This is a genomic window from Pseudomonas sp. UW4 (genome assembly GCF_000316175.1).
Lineage (GTDB): Bacteria > Pseudomonadota > Gammaproteobacteria > Pseudomonadales > Pseudomonadaceae > Aquipseudomonas > Aquipseudomonas laurylsulfatiphila.
This window is the reverse complement of the sequence record NC_019670.1, coordinates 837,054-861,514: the sequence shown is the minus strand read 5'-3', so window position 1 is coordinate 861,514 and position 24,461 is coordinate 837,054. Positions and strand designations below refer to the sequence as shown.

The 24,461-nt window shown below is 58.8% G+C and carries 20 protein-coding genes and 3 tRNA genes; 3 read left to right on the top strand and 20 right to left on the bottom strand.

The annotated features are described in order from the left end of the window. The first annotated feature begins 20 nt into the window (after nt 1-20). A complete protein-coding gene (cra, locus tag PPUTUW4_RS03680) occupies nt 21-1,016 on the top strand; it encodes a catabolite repressor/activator (RefSeq protein WP_015093449.1) in 996 nt (331 codons plus the stop codon). A 3-nt stretch (nt 1,017-1,019) separates the two neighbouring features. Next, on the top strand, nt 1,020-1,796 hold the full coding sequence (locus tag PPUTUW4_RS03675) for a TatD family hydrolase (protein WP_015093448.1): 777 nt from the start codon (nt 1,020-1,022) through the stop codon (nt 1,794-1,796). 116 nt (nt 1,797-1,912) lie between these two features. Here the strand turns inward: PPUTUW4_RS03675 and PPUTUW4_RS03670 are convergent, their stop codons facing one another. The 4 genes from PPUTUW4_RS03670 to PPUTUW4_RS03655 form a co-directional block, all read right to left on the bottom strand. Continuing rightward, entirely contained in the window at nt 1,913-3,943 is a 2,031-nt protein-coding gene (locus tag PPUTUW4_RS03670) for a methyl-accepting chemotaxis protein (RefSeq protein WP_015093447.1), read from the bottom strand. Nucleotides 3,944-4,147: 204 nt separating this feature from the next. Next, a complete protein-coding gene (ampE, locus tag PPUTUW4_RS03665) occupies nt 4,148-4,984 on the bottom strand; it encodes a regulatory signaling modulator protein AmpE (protein ID WP_015093446.1) in 837 nt (278 codons plus the stop codon). Next, nucleotides 4,981-5,541, bottom strand: coding sequence for a 1,6-anhydro-N-acetylmuramyl-L-alanine amidase AmpD (ampD, locus tag PPUTUW4_RS03660; RefSeq protein WP_015093445.1), 561 nt, complete (start codon nt 5,539-5,541; stop codon nt 4,981-4,983). Before ampD ends, ampE begins: the two co-directional genes overlap by 4 nt. 62 nt (nt 5,542-5,603) lie before the next feature. After that, complete coding sequence (locus PPUTUW4_RS03655; protein ID WP_015093444.1) at nt 5,604-7,781, bottom strand: DUF1631 domain-containing protein; 2,178 nt, start codon at nt 7,779-7,781, stop codon at nt 5,604-5,606. A 264-nt stretch (nt 7,782-8,045) separates the two neighbouring features. On the opposite strand from PPUTUW4_RS03655, the gene nadC reads away from it, so the two are divergent. Next, nucleotides 8,046-8,894 (top strand): carboxylating nicotinate-nucleotide diphosphorylase, encoded by an 849-nt coding sequence (gene nadC, locus PPUTUW4_RS03650; protein ID WP_015093443.1) that lies wholly within the window; start codon nt 8,046-8,048, stop codon nt 8,892-8,894. Nucleotides 8,895-8,956: 62 nt separating this feature from the next. On the opposite strand, the gene PPUTUW4_RS03645 is transcribed toward nadC, so the two are convergent. The 16 genes from PPUTUW4_RS03645 to ftsH form a co-directional block, all read right to left on the bottom strand. Beyond that, complete coding sequence (locus PPUTUW4_RS03645; protein WP_015093442.1) at nt 8,957-9,262, bottom strand: DUF6388 family protein; 306 nt, start codon at nt 9,260-9,262, stop codon at nt 8,957-8,959. Nucleotides 9,263-9,623: 361 nt separating this feature from the next. Beyond that, nucleotides 9,624-9,699: transfer RNA gene (locus PPUTUW4_RS03640), tRNA-Thr, on the bottom strand. A gap of 139 nt (nt 9,700-9,838) precedes the next feature. Further along, the gene (gene pnp, locus PPUTUW4_RS03635) at nt 9,839-11,944 is read right to left on the bottom strand and encodes a polyribonucleotide nucleotidyltransferase (protein WP_007915263.1); all 2,106 of its coding nucleotides are present in this window, start codon (nt 11,942-11,944) and stop codon (nt 9,839-9,841) included. A 206-nt stretch (nt 11,945-12,150) separates the two neighbouring features. After that, on the bottom strand, nt 12,151-12,420 hold the full coding sequence (gene rpsO / locus PPUTUW4_RS03630; RefSeq protein WP_015093441.1) for a 30S ribosomal protein S15: 270 nt from the start codon (nt 12,418-12,420) through the stop codon (nt 12,151-12,153). A gap of 118 nt (nt 12,421-12,538) precedes the next feature. Further along, nucleotides 12,539-13,456 (bottom strand): tRNA pseudouridine(55) synthase TruB, encoded by a 918-nt coding sequence (gene truB, locus PPUTUW4_RS03625; protein WP_015093440.1) that lies wholly within the window; start codon nt 13,454-13,456, stop codon nt 12,539-12,541. Between the two features lie 3 nt (nt 13,457-13,459). Next, on the bottom strand, nt 13,460-13,861 hold the full coding sequence (gene rbfA / locus PPUTUW4_RS03620; RefSeq protein WP_008047443.1) for a 30S ribosome-binding factor RbfA: 402 nt from the start codon (nt 13,859-13,861) through the stop codon (nt 13,460-13,462). A 159-nt stretch (nt 13,862-14,020) separates the two neighbouring features. Further along, nucleotides 14,021-16,546: a translation initiation factor IF-2 gene (gene infB / locus PPUTUW4_RS03615; protein ID WP_007973110.1), complete on the bottom strand. Its 2,526-nt coding sequence runs from the start codon at nt 16,544-16,546 to the stop codon at nt 14,021-14,023. Nucleotides 16,547-16,573: 27 nt separating this feature from the next. Next, entirely contained in the window at nt 16,574-18,055 is a 1,482-nt protein-coding gene (gene nusA, locus PPUTUW4_RS03610) for a transcription termination factor NusA (RefSeq protein ID WP_007973112.1), read from the bottom strand. A gap of 59 nt (nt 18,056-18,114) precedes the next feature. After that, nucleotides 18,115-18,573 carry a ribosome maturation factor RimP gene (gene rimP / locus PPUTUW4_RS03605; RefSeq protein ID WP_007973115.1) on the bottom strand — a complete coding sequence of 153 codons (459 nt, stop codon included), beginning with the start codon at nt 18,571-18,573 and terminating at the stop codon, nt 18,115-18,117. 138 nt (nt 18,574-18,711) lie between these two features. Next, a tRNA-Met gene (locus PPUTUW4_RS03600) sits at nt 18,712-18,788 on the bottom strand. Nucleotides 18,789-18,885: 97 nt separating this feature from the next. Continuing rightward, a tRNA-Leu gene (locus PPUTUW4_RS03595) sits at nt 18,886-18,971 on the bottom strand. 22 nt (nt 18,972-18,993) lie between these two features. Further along, nucleotides 18,994-19,377 (bottom strand): preprotein translocase subunit SecG, encoded by a 384-nt coding sequence (secG, locus tag PPUTUW4_RS27600; protein WP_010463489.1) that lies wholly within the window; start codon nt 19,375-19,377, stop codon nt 18,994-18,996. A 4-nt stretch (nt 19,378-19,381) separates the two neighbouring features. After that, the gene (gene tpiA / locus PPUTUW4_RS03585) at nt 19,382-20,137 is read right to left on the bottom strand and encodes a triose-phosphate isomerase (protein ID WP_015093439.1); all 756 of its coding nucleotides are present in this window, start codon (nt 20,135-20,137) and stop codon (nt 19,382-19,384) included. Nucleotides 20,138-20,203: 66 nt separating this feature from the next. After that, nucleotides 20,204-21,541 (bottom strand): phosphoglucosamine mutase, encoded by a 1,338-nt coding sequence (gene glmM, locus PPUTUW4_RS03580; protein ID WP_015093438.1) that lies wholly within the window; start codon nt 21,539-21,541, stop codon nt 20,204-20,206. A gap of 16 nt (nt 21,542-21,557) precedes the next feature. Beyond that, complete coding sequence (folP, locus tag PPUTUW4_RS03575) at nt 21,558-22,409, bottom strand: dihydropteroate synthase (protein WP_015093437.1); 852 nt, start codon at nt 22,407-22,409, stop codon at nt 21,558-21,560. A gap of 8 nt (nt 22,410-22,417) precedes the next feature. Further along, nucleotides 22,418-24,328, bottom strand: coding sequence for an ATP-dependent zinc metalloprotease FtsH (ftsH, locus tag PPUTUW4_RS03570; protein WP_015093436.1), 1,911 nt, complete (start codon nt 24,326-24,328; stop codon nt 22,418-22,420). Between the last annotated feature and the right edge of the window lie 133 nt (nt 24,329-24,461).

The following is a 24,461-nucleotide window of genomic DNA, read 5'->3' as shown; positions in this document are numbered from 1 at the left end:
AAAAACAAGGAAACAGCGGGTTGAAACTCAGTGATATTGCCCAGTTGGCCGGTGTGTCCGTCACCACCGCCAGCTATGTCATCAATGGCAAGGCCGAACAACAGCGCATCAGTAGCGCCACCGTCGAACGCGTGCGCGCGGTCGTCGAACAACATGGCTTCACGCCTAACCCACAGGCCGCCGGCTTGCGCAGCCGACACACGCGCACGTTGGGGTTCATTCTGCCGGATCTGGAAAACCCCAGTTACGCGCGAATCGCCAAATTGCTCGAACAAGGCGCACGCGCCCGCGGTTATCAGCTGCTGATCGCCAGTTCCGACGATGCCCCGGACAGCGAGCGGCAATTGCTGCAACTGTTCCGCGCCCGGCGCTGCGACGCGCTGATCGTTGCCAGCTGCCTGCCGGCCGGTGACGACAGCTATTACCAGTTGCAAGCCAAGGGCATACCGATCATTGCCATCGACCGGGTCATGGAGCCCGAGCACTTCTGCTCCGTGATCAGCGACGACCGCGAGGCCAGCCTGCAACTGACCCGCAGCCTGCTGGAGCCGCAGCCCAAACAGATCGCCCTGATCGGTGCCCGCCCGGAACTGAGCATCAGCCGGGAACGTGCCGCGGGCTTCAATGAGGCCCTCACCGGGTTCAACGGCGAAGTACTGATCGAAGAAGGCGAATCCTTCAGCCGCGAGTGCGGCAAACAATTGATGGAAGAGTTGCTGCTGCGCCTGGGCCATTTGCCCGATGCGCTGGTGACCACCTCCTACGTGCTGCTTCAGGGCGTGTTCGATGCGCTGCACGACTTCCCGCTGAAAAACCGCCCGCTGCGCCTCGGCACATTCGGTGACACCCAGTTGCTGGACTTCCTGCCATTGCCGGTAAATGCCATGGCCCAGCAACACCAGTTGATCGCCGACAAGGCCCTCGCGCTGGCCCTGGCAGCCATTGAGCAGTCGGATTACCGGCCCGGCGTACAAGCCATTGCGCGCACGTTCAAGCAGCGTATTCGCCAGGACTGAACCGTGGAGCTGATCGATACCCACACCCATCTGGATTTTCCGGACTTCGACGCCGATCGCCAGGCGTTGCTGGCCGAAAGCCGCGCCATCGGGGTGCGGCGGATCGTGGTGCTGGGGGTTTACCAGGCCAATTGGCAACGGGTCTGGGAGTTGGTGCAGAGTGACCCCGACCTGCACGCCGCGTTCGGGCTGCATCCGGTGTATCTGTACGATCATCGCCCGCAACACCTGAGCGAACTCGGTGAGTGGCTGACCCGTCTGGCAGGCCATCGGCAACTGTGTGCAGTGGGCGAGATCGGCCTGGACTACTTCATCGAATCCCTCGACCGCGACCGCCAACAGGCGTTGTTCGAGGCGCAATTGCAACTGGCGGCGGACTTCAATCTTCCGGCATTGATCCATGTGCGGCGTAGCCATGCGGCGGTGATTGCCACACTCAAACGGTTTCGCCTGAAACGTGCCGGGATCATCCACGCCTTCGCCGGCAGCAAGGAGGAGGCGCGGGAATACATCAAGCTCGGTTTCAAGCTCGGCCTTGGCGGTGCCCCGACCTGGCCACAGGCGCTGCGCATGCACCGCGTGCTCGCTGAGCTGCCTCTGGATTCGGTGGTGCTGGAAACCGACTCGCCGGACATGGCGCCCGCCATGTTCCCGGGCCAGCGCAACAGCCCGGCACACTTGCCGGCGATCTGCGCGGCGCTGGCCGGCATCATGGCGATCAGCCCCGAGCAATTGGCCGCGGCCAGTACAGCCAATGCCTGCGAGTTGTTCAACTGGTGAATCAAATCCTGTGGGAGCGAGCCTGCTCGCGAAGACGGCGGCACATCCAATACTGATGTGACTGACAAACCGCTTTCGCGAGCAGGCTCGCTCCCACTGGTGGTATCAGGCGACCGCTACACTCGGAATGCGCTGATCAACTGTTTCAACTCCACGACCTGAGCCGACAACGCCCGACTGGCGTCTTCGGTCTGGTGCGCACCTTCAGCGGTACGCTCACCGGCGTGATTGATCTCGACGATGTTCTGGTCGATGTCGTGGGCCACGGCGGTTTGTTGCTCCACGGCGGCGGCAATCTGCTGGTTCTGGTCGACGATCATGCCGACCGCACCCAAAATGTTTTCCAGCGCCAGCTGGACCTTCTCCGACTGCCCCACCGTGCCGTTGGCCATTTCATGGCTGATGCCCATGGCCTTGACCGCTGCGCCGACTCCGCCATGGAGCTTGGCGATCATCTGCTCGATTTCTTCGGTCGATTGCTGGGTACGCTTGGCCAGGGTCCGGACTTCATCGGCGACCACGGCGAAACCGCGCCCCTGCTCACCGGCCCGTGCGGCCTCGATAGCGGCATTGAGTGCCAGCAGGTTGGTCTGCTCGGCGATGCTCTTGATCACTTCCAGAACGCGGCTGATGGACTGGCTGTCGCTGGCCAGTTGATTGATCACCCGCACCGACTGATCGATTTCGTTGGCCAGTGCGGCAATGCTGCCTTGCTGCGACTCCACCAGACCGCGACCGCTGATGGTTTCGTCGTTGACACTGTGGGCGCTGCTCACCGCCGCAGCAGCACTGCGCGCGACCTCCTGGGAAGTGGCCGACATCTGGTTCATCGCCGTGGCCACTTGTTCGATCTGTGTGCGCTGCCCGGCGACGGCCTGGTTGCTTTGCGCGGAAACGCTTTGCACCTGACCGGCCTGGCGCTCGACTTCGCTGACGGTCTGCCCCACCCGCTCGATCAGGTCATGGATTTTCTTCACGGTGCCGTTGAACACCTCGCCCAACTCGCCCAGTTCGTCACGGCTGTGGGCGCTGAAGGTCACAGTCATGTCACCGGCCGCCACCTTGTCCATCACCGCTCCAAGGCGCTTGAGCGTGGTGCGGGTCGAGGCATAGAAAGCGCCGTAGAGATAAAAGATCAACACGAATACGACTGATAACGCCACGGCCTGCAAGACCATGTGCGTCCGGTTCTGGTCCAGGCGTTGCTGCAACTGCGGGCCCAGATACTTGAGGATTTCTTCGTTGAGTTGGTAAGTCTGGTCCATCAGGGCGCTGACCTGATCGTAAAAGCCCTGCCACGGCGCATCAAGGGTATCGGCCATGATCACTTGCTCTTCGAACAGCTCGCTGGCCTTCTTCAAGGATGCCCGGCTGCTATCGGCCTGAGCGGCCAGGGTGTCGCGGGCGGCTTTGCTGGAACCCAAGGCGTCCTGCAACTTCAGGCCATATTCGGCCTGGAGCTTTTCAATCTGCGCCAGCAATTCATCGAAACGGGTACTCGAAGCCGAGTTGATGAAACCCTGCCCCAACGAGTAAGACCCCATTGCCCGACCTTCGCCCAGAATCTGGGTGACACGTGGTGTGACTAGGGTGACGAGTTCGCTCAACTGGCGCATGTCGCTCTGGTTGTCGCGGCTGAGGCCGGACTGGCTGGTGATGAGCTGGCTGAAAATCTGCGCGCTGCCCACCAGTTTGCCAATCAAGGCGCTTTTGCTCTGCAGGGAGTTTTCCGTTTGCTGGGCCTTGAACCCGGCGATCATCTCATCGCGCTTGCCATCAAACACCGCGACCTGCTCCGGGTCGCTGGTCATCGCCGTCAGCCCTTGCAGGCGAGTCAGAATATTCTGTTCGAGGGTGCTGATTTTCGATTCTACATTGCCGGCCTTGCCGGATTGGCCGAGGCTGACATTGATCTGCACCAGGTTGTTCAGGGTTTCCAGATCGCGCCGTAACGTCAGGCTGCTGCCCAACAGGTCGAGACTTTGCAGTTCGATGCGCGTGCCCTGGAATTCGCGGTAGGAGTCACGCACCAGATAGAAGTTGGTCACCAGCATCGGCACCAGGAACAGTACGCTGATCAGGCTGAACTTCATGCCGAAGCTCAGGCGATTCATCAGTGCGACAGCGGGATAGAGCAAGCTCTTCACTGGATGTCTCCCTTCAATTTCTTATTTTTTTATTGGCAGGCGCAGACAGACAGCAGATAGCCACTATACGGCGCTATCTCTGTATAACTTAAATCGGCAGGATGTTTTGTAACTTAAGGTTAACGACGGGTTTCATCCGCACTGGCGGATGAACCATTGTGGCGAGGGGGCTTGCCCCTCGCCACAAGGGAATTAACTGCAGGACTAATGCAAGACCGTCCACAACGCAAACCCCGCATACCAGAGCACCGCCGCACGCAGCAGCAGCGCCCAGATGCGGTCCAGGTTGTTGATACCTTCCACGCCGGCCACCGGTGCCGGAATTTCACCGGCCACCAGCCCGACTTTCACGATCAATTGCGCGGCGCTGATGTTCCAGTTCAGCAGTTCATGCAGCATCACCCGACTGACCGCGACAAAATTGCCGACCAACGCCAGGCTGGCCGCCAGCAGACGCACCGGCAACCAGTCGAAGGCGTGGCGCAGTTGCCCGGCGCGCTCGACTAGCGCCGGGTTTTTCCCGTGTTCTTCGGCCAGCGCCAGCAGCCGATAACTCAGCGCCGCGACCGGCCCCAACAGGAAGTACCAGAAAATCACCGCGAAAAAGCTCTGGTAGGCCTCCCACAGCAAATGCCCTTCGACCTGCTCCAGCAACTGCTCGCCACTGTCTGCGCAGATATCCAGATCGCGCTGGGCGACATGGGCCGCTGCTTGCAGGTCCTCCCGACGCCAGGCATCGCGGAACGGCCCGAGATCGCCCAGCAGATCACCGCGCCCCAGGCTGTAGATCACGACCAGCAAATGGATCGGCAACGCGAGCAACCCGTAGGCCACCGGCTCGATGACGACCAGCAGCAAACCCAGCAGCGCCACCGGCAACAAGACCACTACCGACAACACCAGCCATGGCCGGCCCGAAAGCCGCGGGCTGGCCTCAAGCTTGTTCAGCTCGTGTATCCAGCCACTGTCACGCTGAACCCGGTGGCGCAGGGCCGAGAACTTCTCGATCCACACTGCCAACAGCAACACCAGAAAACTCATCGTCCTTCCTCTTGTGCCAGGGCGGCACGATAGCGTGCCCAGTCGAACGCCGGCCCTGGATCGGTTTTGCGCCCCGGTGCAATGTCGCTGTGCCCGCAGATGCGCTCTGTGGTGATTGCCGTGAACGCCTGTTGCAACTGGCGGGTCAGGGCTGTCAACGCGTTGTATTGCGCGTCGGTGAACGGCAGATCATCAGTGCCTTCGAGCTCGATGCCCACGGAAAAATCGTTACAGGTTTCCCGCCCCTCGAAGCTCGATACCCCTGCATGCCACGCACGCTCAAGGCATGAAACAAACTGGGTGACCGTTCCGTCACGCTCGATCAGAAAGTGCGCGGACACCCGCAAATCCGCAATCCCTTCAAAATAGGGATGTTCGGTGACATCCAGGCGATTCTGGAAAAACTCCTGCACCTTGCCCGTGGCGAACTGCGCCGGTGGCAGGCTGATGTTGTGGATCACCAGCAGGGAAATCTCGTCTGTGGGGCGCGCATTGAAGTTGGGTGAGGGGCAGACATGCACACCCTGAATCCAACCGCTCGCGGGGTCCAACTGCATACCGATTCCTTCAACGTCGACTGTGTTGGCACAGTATGCCGTGATATCCCCCCAAGGCGCGATCACTTGCCGCGCTTGAGGTTGCCGATCACCCGCTCGAGAGCTCGCTCGAACAGCAAGGTGTCGTCAAGCACTCGCGCCACACCATTGCGCAGTTCCAGGGCCAGCTCAGGGCGACTGCGCTCGAGCACTTTCATGCCGGTGCGGTTGACGAAGACGTATTGGCCGGTGGTTGCAATGATAGCCACCAGTTTGCAGCGAAGGCTGTTTTCCGGGTCTTCCTGAAATTCGACCCAGCAGCCCGGAAGCATTTTATCGACCTGACGCAACCCCGCATCGTCCGCCAGCAAACGTATCGGCTCACTGTGCACCTGACTTTCGTCAGCCATGTGCAGGAAGACAGGCGTCAGCACCTCGATCATCAGCGACGCACTGGAAGATGAGCCCCCCGCTGCCTGTACGTGCAAGCTTTCCAGCTCGCTGAAAAATTCGCTGGCGGTAAACGGATCGAACGCCGATGAGTTCAGCCCGTCGCGCAATGACTTGAGCAAATCCGGTACCAGGGCCAACATCCTGGTCGCATCGGACTCGTGGTGACGCTGAACGCTCCAGACCAATTGCTCCAGGGTACGCACATCGGCATGCCACTCTGCCGACTGATCGCCATGCTTGAGGTACGTCAGCAGCAGTACTTTGCTCCAGGCCTCCTGGACAAACCCCAGCACGCCTTGCGGCAGGAACTTGCCAAACAACGCCTGATTCAGCACCTGCTCGACACGCTGGCGGGCCAGCCCGGTCTTGGCCCGTCCTTCCTCGGCATCACGAATGCGCTGCTCGAGCAGCTCGCTGCGACGGCGCTCGTCCTGGGTAAACGCGAGAAAATCGGCCAGCAGTTCGGAAAATATTGCGGGGTCATCGACAAAGTCATTCAACAAACGTTGTACGACCTGATCGATGCGCACGTACAGGCTGTCACGCTGATGATCGTCACAGGCATCCCAACCCATTGCCGCGCTGGCGATTTCGTTGAGCAGGCGTCGTGCCGGGTGACTGCTGCGACTGAAGAAACTCTTGTCGAGCACCGCCACCTTGACCAGTGGAATCTGCAATCGGCCGATCAGCACCTTGAGCGGATCCGGCAGATTGCGATCATCGAGCATGCATTCGAACAGCATGGCGACCAGGTTGATCACATCTTCATCGGCCTCCCCGAGAACCCGCGACCTGCCACTTTTGACGCTGACCCGGGTCAGTAACTGTTCGAGCTGGTTGCGCAGGTCAAAATCGTCCACGACTTCCGGAGCCGGCACGTATTGCTGCAAATGCGACAGCAGGCGCAACAGATCGCGCGTGGATATCGGCAGCGCAGTGGCACTGACTTCCAGCGTTGGCGACAGGCTGCCGCGAACGTTGAACAGCAGGGCCTGCAACGCGGCGAAAACCTCCTGGACATTTTCATCGATGGGCAAGCAGGCCGGGGTGGCGCCCCCGTCGGTCGATTCGACGGGGGCGCTGTCGGGCCGATCCGTGGCACTACGCATCGGGGCCGATTTAAGGTCAGGCAACACACCGGTAGCGAGCAGCAGTTGATTGGCTTCGGCGTAAAGCCGATCGGTGTCGCTCAGGACATAACGCTCGAACAACCCGAGGATGATCAGCTTGACCTTGATCTCCACTCCCAGCTGGCGTGCAGCCTGCAAGAAGTATTCGCAGAGCATCGCCGGGCTCATGGGGTTGTGCGGATCGCCCAAGGCCTTGCCCGACAAGGCGCAGAGTCGGGCCGTCAGTTGATCCAGGGCCAACCCGTCGCGGTCCAGCACCCGGCTGACCATCGCATCCACCGCGACTGAACGCTCCCGCTCGTCATCGGTTTGCGCCAAGGATGCATCGACCGCCAAGGCCTGGGGCATGGCGGCAATGGCAGGGTCGTATTGGGCAAGCCGGATGAACGCGCCGAAAAACTGCTCGAGAAACACCCGCTCGATGCTTTTGTGCTTGAGACGCAAATCGCGCATTGTTTGAAAGAAGATGTTCTGTTCGACGTCACAGCGAGCTCGGTCGGCCATTTCGAAGAGGGTGTCGTCGGCGTTATCGAACAACGCCTGCAATCCGTGTCGTAGCTGTTGTGCGGCCTTGTCGCGGACCTGGAGAAGAATCGCCGGCAGTCGGGCGAGTGGCGAGTAAGCCACCTGGTCGGTAGTTGCCTTGTGCAAAGGCACTACATTCCCGTCGTTGTGCATTCGGCCTCCCTGGAACGGTAATGCTTCGAATCGTCAAATCGATGACGTCAAATACAAGGCGAATTATCTTGTAAAAGCTCCACCTTGCGCCAGAAGACTCTGCACCTCATCTCAAACAGGCGTTTGCTCGGTATCGATGGCCCACACCGACACCCTCAGGGATTCGACCAAATGCAGGCGCCATTGCCAACGTAATGCTCTGATGCCTTGGGTTGGCCCGCGCCATGGCCCTATAATCGAGCCACTTTGTTTGTGGAGTCCGTTATGCCGAATCTACGTCTCGCCGATCTGACCGCCGAAATCGAAGCCAACGTGCGCCGTGCGTTGCTTGAAGACATCGGCAGCGGCGACATCACCGCGCAGTTGATCCCGGCCGAACGCCTGGCCACAGCCACCATCATCACCCGCGATGCGGCCGTCATCAGCGGCACCGCCTGGGTGGATAACGTGTTTCGACAACTGGACCCACGGGTGGCGGTGCACTGGCAGGTTGCCGACGGTGAACGGGTGACGCCCAATCAGGTGCTGTTCCACCTCGAAGGCCCGGCGCGGTCACTGTTGACCGGCGAACGCAGCGCCCTGAACTTCCTGCAACTGCTCTCGGGTGTCGCCACCCGCGCGCAATACCTGGCGGACTTCGTGGCCGAGACTCAGGTCAAGCTGCTCGACACCCGCAAAACGCTGCCGGGGCTGCGCCTGGCGCAAAAGTACGCCGTAACCTGCGGCGGTTGCCACAACCACCGCATCGGCCTGTATGACGCCTTCCTGATCAAGGAAAACCACATCGCCGCCAGCGGCGGCATCGCGCAGGCCATCGCGGCCGCGCACAAGATCGCCCCGGGCAAACCGGTCGAGATTGAAGTGGAAAGCCTGGATGAACTGAAAGAAGCGCTGGCGGCCGGTGCCGACATCATCATGCTCGACGAACTGAGCCTGGACGACATGCGCGAAGCCGTGCGCCTGAATGCTGGCAAGGCCAAGCTGGAGGCCAGCGGCGGGATCAACGAGAGCACGTTGCTGCCGATTGCCCGGACCGGTGTGGATTACATTTCGATCGGTGCAATGACCAAGGATGTGAAGGCGGTCGATCTGTCGATGCGTCTGAGTATCTGATCACACGTATGTGAGTTGCCAAAACTGTAGGAGCGAGCTTGCTCGCTCCTACATGATGAGCGTCAAACCACCAGATTGTTCATCTCGCAGTACTCTTCCCACTCGACGCCCAGCACCTCGGCCGCTTCTTTGTGCAACTTCAGGCGTTCTGTCTCGTACTCCTCCGGGGTCGAGGTGTACTTGAGCGTCAGTTCCCACGGCTGCAGGCCCTGGGCTTCGGCTTCATCCTCGAAGGCCCATTGAATCTGGTCTTTCTGATCATCCGGACTCAAGTCCTTGATCTCGTCCATCAATTCGGGCGCGTCCAGCACGTACTTCTTGAGGGCTTCTTCGTGTCTTTCTTCTTGGCTCAATTCTTTTACGGTCATGTTGTTCTCGCTGATCTGGGGAATGGAAGATGGATCTGGATCATCAAGGATCTCTCTGACGCAGAAGAACCGCTTGTAGTCCGGTCTGTCTGGCCTTCAGAACCATTCGGGATCATCTGAAAACTGCTGGGCGAAGCTCATGCAGGCTCCGAATATAGGATGTTTGTCGGACGATTTGCACGTCTCTTTACATCTCCCCACAAAAAGTTGTGCACAGGATGCGCTGATGGCGGCGAGAAGTTCAGACAGCAGCGGGATTTCCAGCCTGAAACGGGAAATCAGCGATCAGGACCGCGAACCCGACAACCTCAAGCGGACTGTCGAGGACTTGAGCAGAAAGGTGAAATAACCATAGGGGAGATGGTGCCCGAGACAGGAATCGAACCTGCGACCTTCGCGTTACGAGTGCGCTGCTCTACCGGCTGAGCTACACGGGCGGTGGGCTAAACCTAGCATTGCTATCGAGGTCCGGCAACTTCGCGCAATGTCTCGATGTTTCGCAGACAAAAAAATCCCCGTCGTTTTCACGGCGGGGGATTTTTTTACAACGTTGAAGCGGTCAGGCGTAAGGCGCGATTAAACGCCCGAAGCCTTGGCTGCTGCCACGTCTTTGATGGACAGCTTGATACGGCCGCGGTTGTCCACGTCCAGTACCAGCACTTCCACTTCCTGGCCTTCTTTCAGGATGTCGGTCACTTTCTCTACGCGAGCGTCGCTCAGCATGGAGATGTGAACCAGACCATCCTTGCCTGGCAGGATGTTGACGAATGCGCCGAAGTCGACGATGCGCTCAACCTTGCCCACGTAGATCTTGCCGATCTCGGCTTCAGCGGTGATACCCAGAACGCGCTGACGCGCAGCTTCAGCAGCTTCCTTGGTTTCGCCGAAGATCTTGATCGAACCGTCGTCTTCGATGTCGATCGAAGCCTTGGTTTCTTCGCAGATCGCACGGATGGTCGCGCCGCCTTTACCGATAACATCACGGATCTTGTCGGTGTCGATTTTCATCGCGATCATGGTCGGAGCGTTGGCCGACAGTTCGGTACGCGACTGGCCAATGATCTGGTTCATCTGGCCGAGGATGTTCAGGCGCGCTTCCAGGGCTTGGCCCAGAGCGATCTCCATGATTTCTTCGGTGATGCCCTTGATCTTGATGTCCATCTGCAGCGCGGTGACGCCTTTGGCAGTACCGGCTACCTTGAAGTCCATGTCACCCAGGTGGTCTTCGTCACCCAGGATGTCGGTCAGGACGGCGAATTTCTCGCCTTCTTTAACCAGACCCATGGCGATACCGGCAACCGGAGCCTTCATTGGAACGCCAGCGTCCATCAGGGCCAGGGAAGCGCCGCAAACGGATGCCATCGAGCTCGAACCGTTGGATTCGGTGATTTCCGACACTACACGGATGGTGTACGGGAACACGTCAGCGGCAGGCAGCATGGCCGAAACCGAACGACGGGCCAGACGGCCGTGACCGATTTCACGACGACCAGCACCACCCATGCGACCACACTCGCCCACCGAGAACGGAGGGAAGTTGTAGTGCAGCATGAACGGGTCTTTTTTCTCGCCTTCCAGGGTATCGAGCAGCTGTGCATCACGGGCAGTACCCAGAGTTGCAACGACCAGAGCCTGGGTTTCGCCACGGGTGAACAGGGCCGAACCGTGGGTTTTTGGCAGAACACCGACTTCGATGTTCAACGGACGTACGGTCTTGGTGTCGCGACCGTCGATACGTGGCTTGCCGTTTACGATGTTTTCGCGAACGGTGCGGTATTCGATTTCACCGAAAGCCGCTTTGACTTCGCTGGAAGAAGGCTGGCCTTCTTCACCGGACAGCTTGGCAACGACCTGGTCCTTCAGCTCGCCCAGGCGAGCGTAACGGTCGGCCTTGACGGTGATGGTGTAGGCCTGGGAGATCGCTTCGCCGAACTCGGCACGGATAGCGCCCAGCAGTTCGGTGGCTTCTGGCGCAGGAGCCCAGGTCCAGGTTGGCTTGGCAGCTTCGGCAGCCAGTTCTTTGACCGCGTTGATCACAACCTGGAATTCGTCGTGAGCAAACAGTACCGCGCCCAGCATCTGGTCTTCGGTCAGCTCTTTGGCTTCCGATTCAACCATCAGCACGGCGTCCGAAGTACCGGCAACGACCATGTCCAGGCTCGAAGCAGCTTGCTGCTCGTAAGTCGGGTTCAGCAGGTAGCCGGTGCTTTCGTGGAAAGCAACGCGGGCAGCGCCGATCGGGCCATCGAAAGGAATGCCGGAGATCGCCAGGGCAGCCGAGGTACCGATCATCGCAGCGATGTCCGGATCGGTCTTTTTGCTGGTGGAAACGACGGTGCAGACAACCTGCACTTCGTTCATGAAGCCTTCAGGGAACAGCGGACGGATCGGACGATCGATCAGTCGGGAAGTCAGGGTTTCTTTCTCGGAAGGACGGCCTTCGCGCTTGAAGAAACCGCCAGGGATCTTGCCGGCAGCGTAAGTCTTTTCCTGGTAGTGAACAGACAGAGGGAAGAAGCCCTTGCCTGGATCGGCTTGCTTGGCACCGACTACGGTCACCAATACGCTGACGTCGTCGTCAACGGTGACCAATACTGCGCCGGAGGCCTGACGGGCGATGCGGCCAGTCTCGAGGGTAACGGTCGACTGACCGAACTGGAATTTTTTGATTACCGGGTTCACGGTGTCCTACCTTCTTTGTGGCTCTTGGGGGAACTGGTTTCTTGCGAAATTCTTGGGCAATGTCGGGAATCGGCCCGACCGGTTTGTCCAGGTGTTACTCAGGCAAAGCAGGTATCCAGATAAAACTTGAGGCTGGGAGCCTGCCATGCGCCGGCGGGAAACCCGCTGGTGCACGACAGACAACCAACCTCTAGCGCAATCGCTTATTAGCGACGCAGACCCAGGCGACCGATCAGAGTCTGATAGCGACCCAGATCCTTGCCTTTCAGGTAGTCCAGCAGCTTACGACGCTGGTTAACCATGCGGATCAGACCACGACGGGAGTGGTGGTCTTTACCGTTGGCCTTGAAGTGACCTTGCAGCTTGTTGATGTTGGCGGTCAGCAGTGCAACTTGCACTTCTGGCGAACCAGTGTCACCAACAGCTTGCTGGTAGTCAGCAACGATTTGAGCTTTTTCTTGAACGTCGAGAGCCATGAGGCAATCCTTTTATCAGGAAACTGTTTGTCGAAAAACAGTTTCAACAGGCCAGGGACAAATCCCTGTATCTAAAAATGAGTAGTGACCGTGCCTGTTAACAGCCACCCTCGTTCGGTCATTCTGACCGAATCAGTCGACGCGGCGCGATGCGCCCGTCTTCGCTCACTTCACCGATACCGATGAAGCGACCATTGTGATCCTGTACCCGCACCATGCCGAACTTCGGTGCATCCGGGGCACGTACCGGCTGGCCGTTGAGCCAGTAGAACGCACTCGCTTCCGAGAACTGCAACAGTGGCCAATCCAGCAGGCCGCTGTCCGATGGCATCAGGAAGCGATCGACCGCTTCGTTGCCGCCTTCGGCATGTACCGCTTCCAGCTCTTCGAGAGTAACCGTCTGCGCCAGGGTGAATGGCCCGGCCTGGGTACGTCGCAGTTCTGCAACGTAAGCGCCACAACCGAGTTGCTCACCGATATCCTCCACCAGGGTACGGATATAGGTGCCTTTGCTGCAATCCACCGCCAGCCGCGCAGTATCTCCTTCGAAGGCCAGCAATTCCAAGCGCGTAATAGTAACAGAACGCGGTTCGCGCTCCACTACTTCGCCTGCACGAGCCAGCTTGTACAGCGGCTGGCCATCACGCTTGAGCGCCGAGTACATCGGCGGTATCTGACTGATTTGCCCACGAAATTTGGGCAGCACAGCCTCGATATCGGTGCGACCAACGGTCACCGGGCGTTCCTGCAAAACTTCACCTTCGGCATCCGCCGTGGTGGTGGTCTTGCCCAGTTGCGCCAGGGTTTCGTAACCCTTGTCGGAATCGAGCAGGTATTGCGAGAACTTGGTGGCCTCGCCGAAGCACAGCGGCAACACGCCGGAGGCCAAGGGATCGAGACTACCGGTATGACCTGCCTTTTCGGCGTTCAGCAACCAGCGAACCTTCTGCAAGGCCGCGTTGGAGGTGAACCCCAGCGGCTTGTCGAGAAGGATAATGCCGCTGACGTTACGACGGATACGTTTGACCTGAGCCACCGATTACTCCTTGGTGTCTTCGGCTTCTGCCGTAACCGGATGCTGATTGTCTTCAGCCACTGCGCGCTCGATCAATGCCGACAGATGCGCACCACGCACGACGCTTTCGTCATAGTGGAAGTGCAGCTGTGGAACGCTGCGCAGCTTCATCTCGCGAGCCAGCTGCATGCGCAGGAAACCGGCGGCGGAGTTCAGCACCTTGATGCTTTGTGCGATTTCCTCGGCGCTGTCCTGCCCCATCACGGTGATGAAGATCTTGGCGTGACCGACGTCACGGCTGACTTCCACTGCGGTAATGGTGACCAGGCCGACGCGCGGGTCTTTGACTTCACGACGGATCAGTTGTGCCAGCTCACGCTGCATCTGATCGCCGATACGTTGGGTACGGCTGTATTCTTTTGCCATGTCTTGTTACCTGTAACTGCCCCACGGTGAAACCCGCAAGGTCTGAAAGCGGCAAACGCCCGGCCTGACAAAAGCCAGACCGGGCGTTGCGTTTAGAGTCCTGGTGACGAATTGCGCATTTGCATGCGGCTCCCCGTCACGGCTCCTGAAGTGCGCGAGTTAGAGGCTGCGAGCAACCTGCACCTTCTCGAAGACTTCGATCTTGTCACCGACCTTGACGTCGTTGTAGCTCTTCACGCCGATACCGCATTCCATGCCGGCACGTACTTCGGAAGCGTCATCCTTGAAGCGGCGCAGGGATTCCAGCTCGCCTTCGAAGATAACGATGTCTTCACGCAGTACACGGATTGGACGGTTACGGTGCACAACACCTTCGATAACCATGCAACCGGCGATCGCGCCAAACTTCGGCGAACGGAACACGTCACGCACTTCGGCGATGCCCAGGATGTTCTCGCGAACATCGCTGCCGAGCATACCGGTCAGGGCTTTCTTGACGTCTTCGATGATGTCGTAGATCACGTTGTAGTAACGCATATCCAGACCTTCCTGCTCGACGATCTTGCGCGCGCCAGCATCGGCACGCACGTTGAAGCCGAACAGTACAGCGTTGGAGGCCAGTGCCAGGTTGGCATCGGATTCGGTGATACCACCGACGCCGCCACCGACCACACGCACTTGCACTTCGTCGTTACCCAGGCCGTTCAAGGCGCCGTTCAACGCTTCGAGCGAACCACGGACGTCGGATTTGAGGACGATGTTGAGCGTCTTCTTCTCTTCCTGACCCATGCTTTCGAAGATGTTTTCCAGCTTGCCGGCGTGAGCGCGAGCCAGTTTGACTTCGCGGAACTTGCCTTGACGGAACAGAGCCACTTCACGGGCTTTCTTCTCGTCGGCAACCACGCTCATCTCGTCGCCAGCGTCCGGGGTACCGTCCAGGCCGAGGATCTCGACAGGGATGGCCGGACCGGCTTCCTTGATTGGCTTGCCGTTCTCGTCGAGCATGGCACGCACGCGGCCATAGTTCGAACCGACCAGGACCATGTCGCCCTGACGCAGGGTACCGTCTTGAACCAGCACGGTAGCCACCGGGCCACGGCCCTTGTCCAGGCGGGATTCAACCACGACACCACGACCAGGAGCCGATGGAGTTGCAGTCAGTTCCAGGACTTCGGCTTGCAGCAGAACGGCTTCGAGCAGTTCGTCTACACCGGTACCCATCTTCGCCGAAACCGGTACGAATGGAGTATCGCCACCCCACTCTTCCGAGGTCACGCCGTGTACCGACAGTTCGCTACGGATGCGATCGAGGTCAGCACCTGGCTTGTCGATCTTGTTCACAGCGACAACCAGCGGAACGCCAGCAGCCTGAGCGTGCTGAACAGCTTCGATGGTTTGCGGCATTACGCCGTCGTCCGCCGCAACCACCAGGATCACGATGTCGGTCGCCTTGGCACCACGGGCACGCATCGCGGTAAACGCGGCGTGACCAGGGGTGTCGAGGAACGTCACCATGCCACGGTCGGTTTCAACGTGGTACGCACCGATGTGCTGGGTGATGCCGCCGGCTTCGCCAGCTGCAACCTTGGCACGACGGATGTAGTCGAGCAGGGAAGTCTTACCGTGGTCAACGTGGCCCATTACGGTCACGACGGGTGCACGGGAAACAGCCTCGCCTTCAAACTTCAGGGACTCGGCCAGGGAATCTTCCAGGGCGGTGTCGCTGACCAGGGTCACTTTGTGGCCCAGCTCTTCGGCAACCAGCTGGGCAGTTTCCTGATCCAGTACCTGGTTGATGGTCGCTGGAGTACCCAGTTTGAACATGAACTTGATGATTTCAGCAGCCTTGACCGACATCTGCTGGGCCAGATCGCCCACAGTGATGGTCTCGCCGATCTTCACTTCGCGCACGACAGGGCCGGTCGGGCTCTGGAAACCGTGGGCGTTGCGCTTCTTCAGCTTGGCCTTGCCGCGACCACCACGACGGAAGCCATCGCTTTCTTCGTCGGTAGTACGTGGGGCAACGCGTGGCGCTGGCGCCTTTTCCTTGACCGAAGCACGATGCGGAGCGTTTTTGCGCTCGCCATCGCCACCACCGCGACGATTGTTGTCGTCGGCACGTGGTTTGTCCGGACGACGCTGTTCGTCGCGCTTGCGAGTGTCTGCCGCAGGCGCTGGAGCGGCTGCCACAACCGGTGCGCTTTCACGCACTGGCTCGGCTACCACAGCAGGCGCTGCAACAGGTTCGGCTGGAGCGGTCGGCGCAGCAGCAGGCTGGCGACGCGCTTCTTCTTCGGCGCGACGCTTGGCTTCTTCTTCAGCCTTCTGACGTGCAGCATTTTCTACTGCGCGACGTTCATCCAGTTCACGCTTGCGCTCGGCTTCGATTTCTTCCGGGCTGCGCTGTACGAAGACTTTCTTCTTGCGTACTTCAACGCTGATGCTTTTGCTGCCAGCAACCCGCAGGGTGCTGGTGGTTTTACGCTGCAGCGTAATCTTGCGTGGTTCTTCCACTTTCGCCTTGTGGCTGCTTTTCAAGTGAGTCAGCAACGATTGCTTCTCACTGTCAGTCACACTTTCTTCGGCGGCGGTGTGCGGCAGACCTGCCTCACGCATCTGCTGCAACAGGCGCTCTACCGGTGTTTTGACCTCATCGGCCAGTTGTTTCACCGTGACTTGCGTCATGCACTTCTCTCCTCAGGCCGCGCCTAATTACTCGAACCAGTGGGCTCGGGCGGCCATGATCAACTTGCCGGCACGATCATCGTCAATGCCGTCGATGTCGAGCAGGTCGTCAATAGACTGCTCGGCCAGGTCTTCGCGGGTAACTACGCCGCGCACCGCCAGTTCCATCGCCAAATCCTTGTCCATACCCTCAAGCGAGAGCAGGTCTTCGGCCGGATGGGCGTCTGCCAGCTTTTCCTCAGTAGCGATGGCTTTGGTCAACAAGCGATCCTTGGCACGAGCGCGAAGCTCGTTGACGATTTCCTCGTCAAAGCCGTCGATGTTGAGCATTTCTTCCAGCGGTACGTAGGCAATCTCTTCCAGGCTGGTGAAGCCTTCATCTACCAGCACCTGAGCCAGTTCTTCGTCGACTTCCAGCTCGTCGATGAAGTTGCGCAGGATGTCGCCGGTTTCTGCTTGCTGCTTAGCCTGGATGTCCGATTCGGTCATCACGTTCAGGGTCCAGCCAGTCAACTGGCTGGCCAGACGCACGTTCTGACCACCGCGACCAATGGCCTGAGCCAGATTGTCTGCGCCAACGGCGATGTCCATTGCATGGGCATCTTCGTCAACGATAATTGCCGCAACCTCGGCCGGGGACATGGCGTTGATCACGAACTGAGCCGGGTTGTCGTCCCACAGAACGATGTCAACACGCTCACCACCCAACTCACCCGACACTGCCTGGACGCGCGAACCGCGCATACCGATGCAAGCGCCTTGCGGGTCGATGCGTTTGTCCTTGGAGCGGACGGCGATCTTGGCGCGGGATCCCGGATCACGGGACGCAGCCATCACTTCGATCAGGCCTTCGGCAATTTCCGGCACTTCGATGCGGAACAACTCGATCAGCATTTCCGGCGCGGTACGCGACAGGATCAGCTGCGGGCCGCGGTTCTCGGTGCGGATTTCCTTGAGCAGCGCACGCAGACGCACGCCAACCCGGAAAGTTTCGCGAGAAATGATGTCTTCACGGGCCAGCAACGCTTCGGCGTTGTTGCCCAGATCAACGATCACGTTGTCGCGGGTGACTTTTTTCACGGTGCCGGAGATGATTTCACCCAGGCGCTCGCGATAAGCGTCAACAACCTGAGCTCGCTCGGCTTCGCGAACTTTCTGCACGATCACTTGCTTGGCAGTCTGTGCAGCAATGCGGCCGAATTCGATGGACTCGATTTTCTCTTCGACAACGTCACCGACCTTGGCGCCAGGGTGCGTTTCGGCAACCTTGCTCGGCCAGGTTTCGATGGCCGGATCGTCCAGGTCTGCCTCTTCGACGACCGTCCAGCGACGGAAAGTCTCGTAGGCACCCGTGTGGCGATTGATTTCCACACGCAGATCAACTTCGTCTTCGAAACGCTTTTTGGTCGCAGTGGCCAGGGCCAGCTCCAGCGCTTCAAAAATCACGTTTGCCGGTACACCCTTTTCATTGGATACCGACTCAACAACCAGCAGTACTTCTTTGCTCATCGTACGCCTCGCCTTTCGCAAGCCATTGGATCCGCGGGATCCGCAGTATCTGGCACGCCTCAGTCAAAACTGGGAATAATGTTGGCCTTGTCGATCATATCGATCGGCAACAGGAACTCATGGTCTTCTACCTGCACCACGACATCCTGCTCTTCTACGCCGCGCAGAAGGCCCTGAAAGTTGCGTCGTCCTTCAAAAGGCGAGCGCAGCTTGATCTTCACTTGTTCACCGGCAAATTTTGCAAACTGCTCAAGAGTGAACAGAGGGCGTTCCATGCCAGGCGAGGAAACTTCAAGGGTGTATTCAACGGAAATTGGATCTTCAACATCCAGCACACCGCTGATCTGACGGCTGACGATGGCACAATCGTCCACCAGCACGCCGCCTTCTTTATCGATATAAACGCGCAACATCGAGTGACGACCCTGAGCCGAAAACTCGATACCCCAGCATTCATAGCCTAGGGCCACGACCACCGGGGCCAGCAAGGCCTGCAACTCTTCTAGCTTGCTCGACACCTGAACCCCCTAGTGCATGTATGTGCATGCTATGCAAAATAAAAAAATGGGCGAAACGCCCATCCTTGAAACGCCGTCGAATAGCGGCGTAGAAAGTGTCCAGCTAACAAAAAGCCCCTTAAAAGGGGCTCCTTAAACTGGTTGCGGGGGCCGGATTTGAACCGACGACCTTCGGGTTATGAGCCCGACGAGCTACCAGACTGCTCCACCCCGCGACAAAGCTGGGGCGGAAGTATACGACCGATCCCCTACAGGGTCAATGTAACCTTCCACCTGCAAGAAAGCCCGCAACAGCGGGCTCTCCTGACTAATTGGTACCGAGAAGGGGACTCGAACCCCTACACCCTATGGGCACAACCACCTCAAGGTTGCGTGTCTACCAATTCCACCACCTCGGCAATACTACGTTTGAAACCCTTCTTACTTCTGCTCTTGAGCTGGAGGCACGTCAGTCGCTGGAGTAGCCGACTTTTGCTCTTGAAGCACCGGGACATCATCAGAAGCCGGTTGTTGCTTTGGAACTTCCAGTACCGCTGGATTTGGGAGACCTACCTGAGTCAGCTGTTGAGCCTTCTCTTTAGCAAAGTAACCTAACCCTAAGCTGGTTATGAAAAAACCTGCGGCAAGTATAGCAGTAAACTTACTAAGAAAGGTAGAGGAACCTTGGCTTCCGAACACAGTATTTGAAGCACCTGCTCCGAAAGACGCACCAGCGTCCGCACCTTTACCCTGCTGCAGCAAAACCAGAGCTACTACGCCCAATGCACCCAGCAGATGAAAAACGACTACGACTGTTTCCAGCATTTTTTCAGTTTCCCGCGGCGCGACAAATCGCACCGAACTCATCTGCATTCAGGGAAGCCCCACCAATGAGGCCCCCATCGATATCCGGCATGCCGAACAGTTCGACCGCATTGGCCGCCTTCACGCTGCCGCCGTATAGAAGCCGCACACCTTGTGCGACTTCAGAATTCTCTGCCGCCAACTGGGCGCGAATGGCTGCGTGCACATCCTGCGCCTGTTGTGGCGTTGCAGTCAGCCCGGTGCCAATGGCCCAGACCGGCTCGTAAGCGATCACTGCCTTGGCAAAGGCACCAACACCCAGCTCCTCAATGATACTGCCTAGCTGACGCGAGACAACCTCAAGAGTCTTTCCGGCTTCACGCTGCTCAAGGGCCTCCCCTATGCACAACACCGGAATCAAGCCACATGCCTGTGCCGCTGCGAACTTGCGGATCAACATTCCGTCCTGCTCGCCCATGATCTGGCGGCGTTCGGAGTGCCCGACAAGCACCAGGGAACAACCTGCATCCACCAACTGACTCGGTGCAACTTCACCAGTCAACGCACCTTGCCCGGACTCCACCGCAGAATTCTGCGCGCCGACCGAAATCGACTTTCCTTTCAGGCCATCAATCACTTGATTGATATGCAGAAAAGGCGGGAATACCGCGACATCAACACCGCTCGGCAAGGCCAAGTCACGAAGGCCGTTGATCAGCTCAGCGACGCTGGCGCGGGTACCGTGCATCTTCCAGTTACCAGCTACCATAGGGCGACGCATGCTGTACCTCGTCGGTCAAAGTGGGCGCAGATGTTACCCAACACAATCAAGGCTGGCAAGCCGAATTCAGGCAGAAACTTCAGTAACCAGTTTTGCCAGCTCTTCGGCATAGCCGCGAACCAGGGTTTCGTCTTCGCCTTCGACCATCACACGCACCAGCGGTTCGGTTCCGGACTTGCGCAACAACACACGCCCACGCCCTGCCATCGCCTGGGTCACACGCTCGCTGGCCTCCTTGACCGCTGGATGTTCAAGTGGGTTTGCACCACCGCCGAAACGCACATTGATCAGCACCTGAGGGCACTTGCGCAGCGCCTGACGAGCCTGCGCCAGACTTTCATCCCGCATGCGCAGCGCCATCAGCACCTGCAGCGCAGCAATGATTGCATCACCGGTGGTGGTGTGACTAAAGCACACAACGTGTCCGGAGTTTTCACCACCCACAATCCAGTTGCGCTCCAGCAATTCGGCAATCACATAGCGGTCACCGACATTGGCACGCACGAAGGGAACACCGAGGTCAGCCAGGGCCAGTTCCAGCCCCAGGTTACTCATCAGTGTTCCGACCACGCCGCCCTGCAGCTTGTCGCGCTCATGCAGGTCACGGGCAATGATGAACAGCAACTCGTCGCCATCGACCACCGCACCCGTGTGGTCGACCATCTGAACGCGATCGCCATCACCATCGAAGGCGATTCCCAGATCGGCATGCTCAGCCACGACGGCAGCCTGCAGCGGCCCCATGTGGGTCGAACCGCAATTGTCGTTGATGTTCAACCCGTTCGGCTGCGCCGACAGCACGACGACTTCCGCGCCCAGCTCACGGAACACACTCGGCGCCACTTTATAAGTCGCACCGTGAGCGCAATCGATCACGATCTTCATTCCGGTGAAGCTGGTGCCAGTGGGCACGCTGCTCTTGCAGAATTCGATATAGCGTCCCGATGCGTCGTTGATTCGCGACACCTTGCCGATCTTGCTCGACTCCACCACAGTCATTGGCGTATCGAGCAATTCTTCAATCATCAGCTCAACCTCATCCGGAAGCTTGGTGCCTTTGCCGGAGAAGAACTTGATGCCGTTGTCATCATGCGGATTGTGCGACGCGCTGATCACGATGCCGGCTTCGGCATGAAAGGTGCGCGTCAGGTAGGCGATCGCCGGGGTCGGCATTGGCCCAAGGAGCATCACATCGGCACCCGCGGAGGTAAGCCCCGCCTCAAGTGCGGACTCGAACATGTAGCCGGAGATCCGGGTGTCCTTGCCTACCAATACCTTGCAGGCGCCCATCTTGCGGAACGCCATGCCGGCAGCCCAGCCGAGCTTGAGCATGAAATCAGGAGTAATCGGGTATTCACCGACACGCCCACGAATACCATCGGTGCCAAAATATTTTTTGCTCATAAGTGCTCCATCATTCTTATTCGGCTGATTCCACTGCGGCGATCATCCGCACCACATCCACTGTTTCGGCTACATCATGGACGCGCAATATACGCGCACCTTTCGCCGAAGCCAGCGCCGCGAGCGCCAAACCGCCATACAGCCGGTCTCCCACCGGACGATTCAATGCCTGGCCAATCATGCTCTTTCGCGAAACCCCGACCAACAGGGGCCGCCCAAGGGCATGCAGGGCTTCCATATGTTTGAACAAGCTCAGATTGTGCTGCAAGGTCTTGGCGAAACCAAAGCCGGGGTCAAGAATGATCCGCTCCGCTGGAATACCCACCAACGAACACTGATCCATGCGCTCGGCGAGAAACTCACTGACTTCCCTTGTAACGTTCTGATACTGCGGATTGTCCTGCATATCGCCTGGCTCGCCCAGCATATGCATCAGGCAAACCGGCAGACCGGTGGCCGCCGCGGCATCCAGCGCACCATCGCGACGCAACGCACGTACGTCATTGATCAACCCGGCACCCAGACGCGCAGTTTCACGCATGACGGCTGGCGTTGAGGTATCGACCGAGATGATGACGTCCAGCTCGCGAGCAATGCGCTCGACAATCGGCGCTACGCGCTCCAGCTCCTCCAGCGGCGACACCGCCCTGGCACCAGGACGGGTGGATTCGCCACCGACATCAATCAGCGTCGCGCCGGCCGCCACCATGGCTTCGGCGTGGCGCATGGCCGCGTCGAGCTGGCTGTATTGGCCACCATCGGAGAACGAATCTGGAGTGACATTGAGGATACCCATGACATGCGTCTGGGCCAAATCAAGAACCCGGTTGCCGCAAGGCAACCGGGTCGAGGACTGAACAGAAGTCATTTCAAACCTTATACGTCAGCAGCAGGACCGCCGATCGGTGTTTCCGGACGCTCATCCTGTACCACCGGCGGGGTGCCGGAAGTACCCGTGCCACCCGACCAGTCGCGTGGCTCACGAGGCGTACGACCCGCCATGATGTCGTCGATCTGCTCGGCATCGATGGTTTCGTACTTCATCAAGGCATCAGCCATGGCATCGAGCTTGTCACGGTTGTCGGTGAGGATCTGCTTCGCCGTGCCGTAGCACTGGTCGATGATGCTGCGCACTTCGGAGTCGATCAGCTTGGCTGTCTCACCGGAGAAGCTTGCACTTTGACCGCCACCGCCGCGACCGAGGAACACTTCACCCTCTTCTTCGGCATACATCAACGGGCCGAGTTTTTCCGAAAGACCCCACTTGGTCACCATGTTCCGCGCAATCTGGCTGGCACGCATGATGTCATTGGAAGCACCGGTGGTCACGCCATCGAAGCCCAGAGTCATTTCTTCTGCGATACGACCGCCATACAACGAGCAGATCTGGCTGATCAATGCACGCTTGGACAGGCTGTAACGATCCTCTTCCGGCAGGAACATGGTCACACCCAACGCACGACCGCGCGGGATGATCGACACCTTGTACACCGGATCATGCTCAGGCACGACGCGCCCCACAATGGCGTGGCCCGCTTCGTGATAAGCCGTGTTCTGCTTTTCTTTCTCGGACATGACCATGGACTTGCGCTCGGCGCCCATCATGATCTTGTCTTTCGCCAGTTCGAACTCTTTCATTTCGACGATGCGTTTGCCGGCACGGGCAGCGAACAGCGATGCCTCGTTCACCAGATTGGCCAGATCGGCACCGGAGAAGCCCGGGGTACCACGAGCGATCACGGCCGGAGCAACGTCGTCACCCATTGGCACTTTACGCATGTGAACCTTGAGAATCTGTTCGCGGCCACGAATGTCCGGCAGACCGACCACAACCTGACGGTCGAAACGGCCTGGACGCAGCAACGCAGGGTCCAGCACGTCAGGACGGTTGGTCGCGGCAATCACGATGATGCCGTCATTCATTTCGAAGCCGTCCATCTCGACCAGCAACTGGTTGAGTGTCTGCTCGCGTTCGTCGTGACCACCACCCATGCCAGCACCACGATGGCGACCGACCGCATCGATTTCGTCGATGAAGATGATGCATGGAGCGTGTTTCTTGGCCTGTTCGAACATGTCGCGAACACGGCTGGCACCCACACCGACGAACATCTCGACGAAGTCGGAGCCGGAAATGGTGAAGAAAGGTACTTTGGCTTCGCCGGCGATAGCCTTGGCCAGCAGGGTTTTACCGGTACCCGGAGGACCGACCATCAGCACACCGCGAGGAATGCGGCCACCCAGGCGCTGGAACTTGCCCGGATCGCGCAGGAACTCGACCAGCTCACCGACTTCTTCCTTGGCTTCGTCGCAACCGGCAACGTCAGCCAGGGTAGTTTTCACCTGATCCTCGGAGAGCAGGCGCGCCTTGCTCTTGCCAAAGCTCATCGGCCCGCCCTTGCCACCGGCACCGCCCTGCATCTGCCGCATGAAGAACATGAACACGGCGATGATCACCAGGATCGGGAAGCTGGCGACCAGGAGTTGGGTCCAGATGCTTTGCTGCTCAGGCTGCTTGCCTTCGACCACGACGTGGTTGTCCACCAGGTCGCCGATCAGGCCGTTGTCCTGGATCGCCGGGCGAATGGTCTTGAAGCTGTCGCCATCGTTGCGCTTGCCGGTAATCACGTAGCCATCAACCGCCACGCGCTCGACCTTGCCATCCTTGACCTGCTGGATGAAGTCGGAATAGTTGAGGGTCTGCGGCTCGTTAGGGCTGGAGAAGTTGTTCATCACCGTCACCAGGACAGCCGCGATGATCAACCACAGGATCAGATTCTTTGCCATATCGTTCAATTAACTACCCTCTGAAGCAAGCTCCGCTACTGGCGCGCGCTTCGCATGATATTCACCGGCCTAACTTACTACATTACCTACAACTTGGCAGGCGCCGTCTGTAACCCTTTGTGAAACACTTCCT

Excerpts from the sequence above, each read along its gene's own strand:
- rpsO (WP_015093441.1), bottom strand. The coding sequence starts at position 12,420 with ATGGCTCTCGACGTTCAAGAAAAAGCTCAAATCGTTGCTGACTACCAG.
- ampE (WP_015093446.1), bottom strand. The coding sequence starts at position 4,984 with ATGAGTTTTCTGGTGTTGCTGTTGGCAGTGTGGATCGAGAAGTTCTCG.
- rbfA (WP_008047443.1), bottom strand. The coding sequence starts at position 13,861 with ATGGCAAAAGAATACAGCCGTACCCAACGTATCGGCGATCAGATGCAG.
- PPUTUW4_RS03645 (WP_015093442.1), bottom strand. The coding sequence starts at position 9,262 with ATGACCGTAAAAGAATTGAGCCAAGAAGAAAGACACGAAGAAGCCCTC.
- nadC (WP_015093443.1), top strand. The coding sequence starts at position 8,046 with ATGCCGAATCTACGTCTCGCCGATCTGACCGCCGAAATCGAAGCCAAC.
- secG (WP_010463489.1), bottom strand. The coding sequence starts at position 19,377 with ATGCTGGAAACAGTCGTAGTCGTTTTTCATCTGCTGGGTGCATTGGGC.
- tpiA (WP_015093439.1), bottom strand. The coding sequence starts at position 20,137 with ATGCGTCGCCCTATGGTAGCTGGTAACTGGAAGATGCACGGTACCCGC.
- infB (WP_007973110.1), bottom strand. The coding sequence starts at position 16,546 with ATGACGCAAGTCACGGTGAAACAACTGGCCGATGAGGTCAAAACACCG.
- folP (WP_015093437.1), bottom strand. The coding sequence starts at position 22,409 with ATGACTTCTGTTCAGTCCTCGACCCGGTTGCCTTGCGGCAACCGGGTT.
- PPUTUW4_RS03655 (WP_015093444.1), bottom strand. The coding sequence starts at position 7,781 with ATGCACAACGACGGGAATGTAGTGCCTTTGCACAAGGCAACTACCGAC.
- glmM (WP_015093438.1), bottom strand. The coding sequence starts at position 21,541 with ATGAGCAAAAAATATTTTGGCACCGATGGTATTCGTGGGCGTGTCGGT.
- ftsH (WP_015093436.1), bottom strand. The coding sequence starts at position 24,328 with ATGGCAAAGAATCTGATCCTGTGGTTGATCATCGCGGCTGTCCTGGTG.
- nusA (WP_007973112.1), bottom strand. The coding sequence starts at position 18,055 with ATGAGCAAAGAAGTACTGCTGGTTGTTGAGTCGGTATCCAATGAAAAG.
- ampD (WP_015093445.1), bottom strand. The coding sequence starts at position 5,541 with ATGCAGTTGGACCCCGCGAGCGGTTGGATTCAGGGTGTGCATGTCTGC.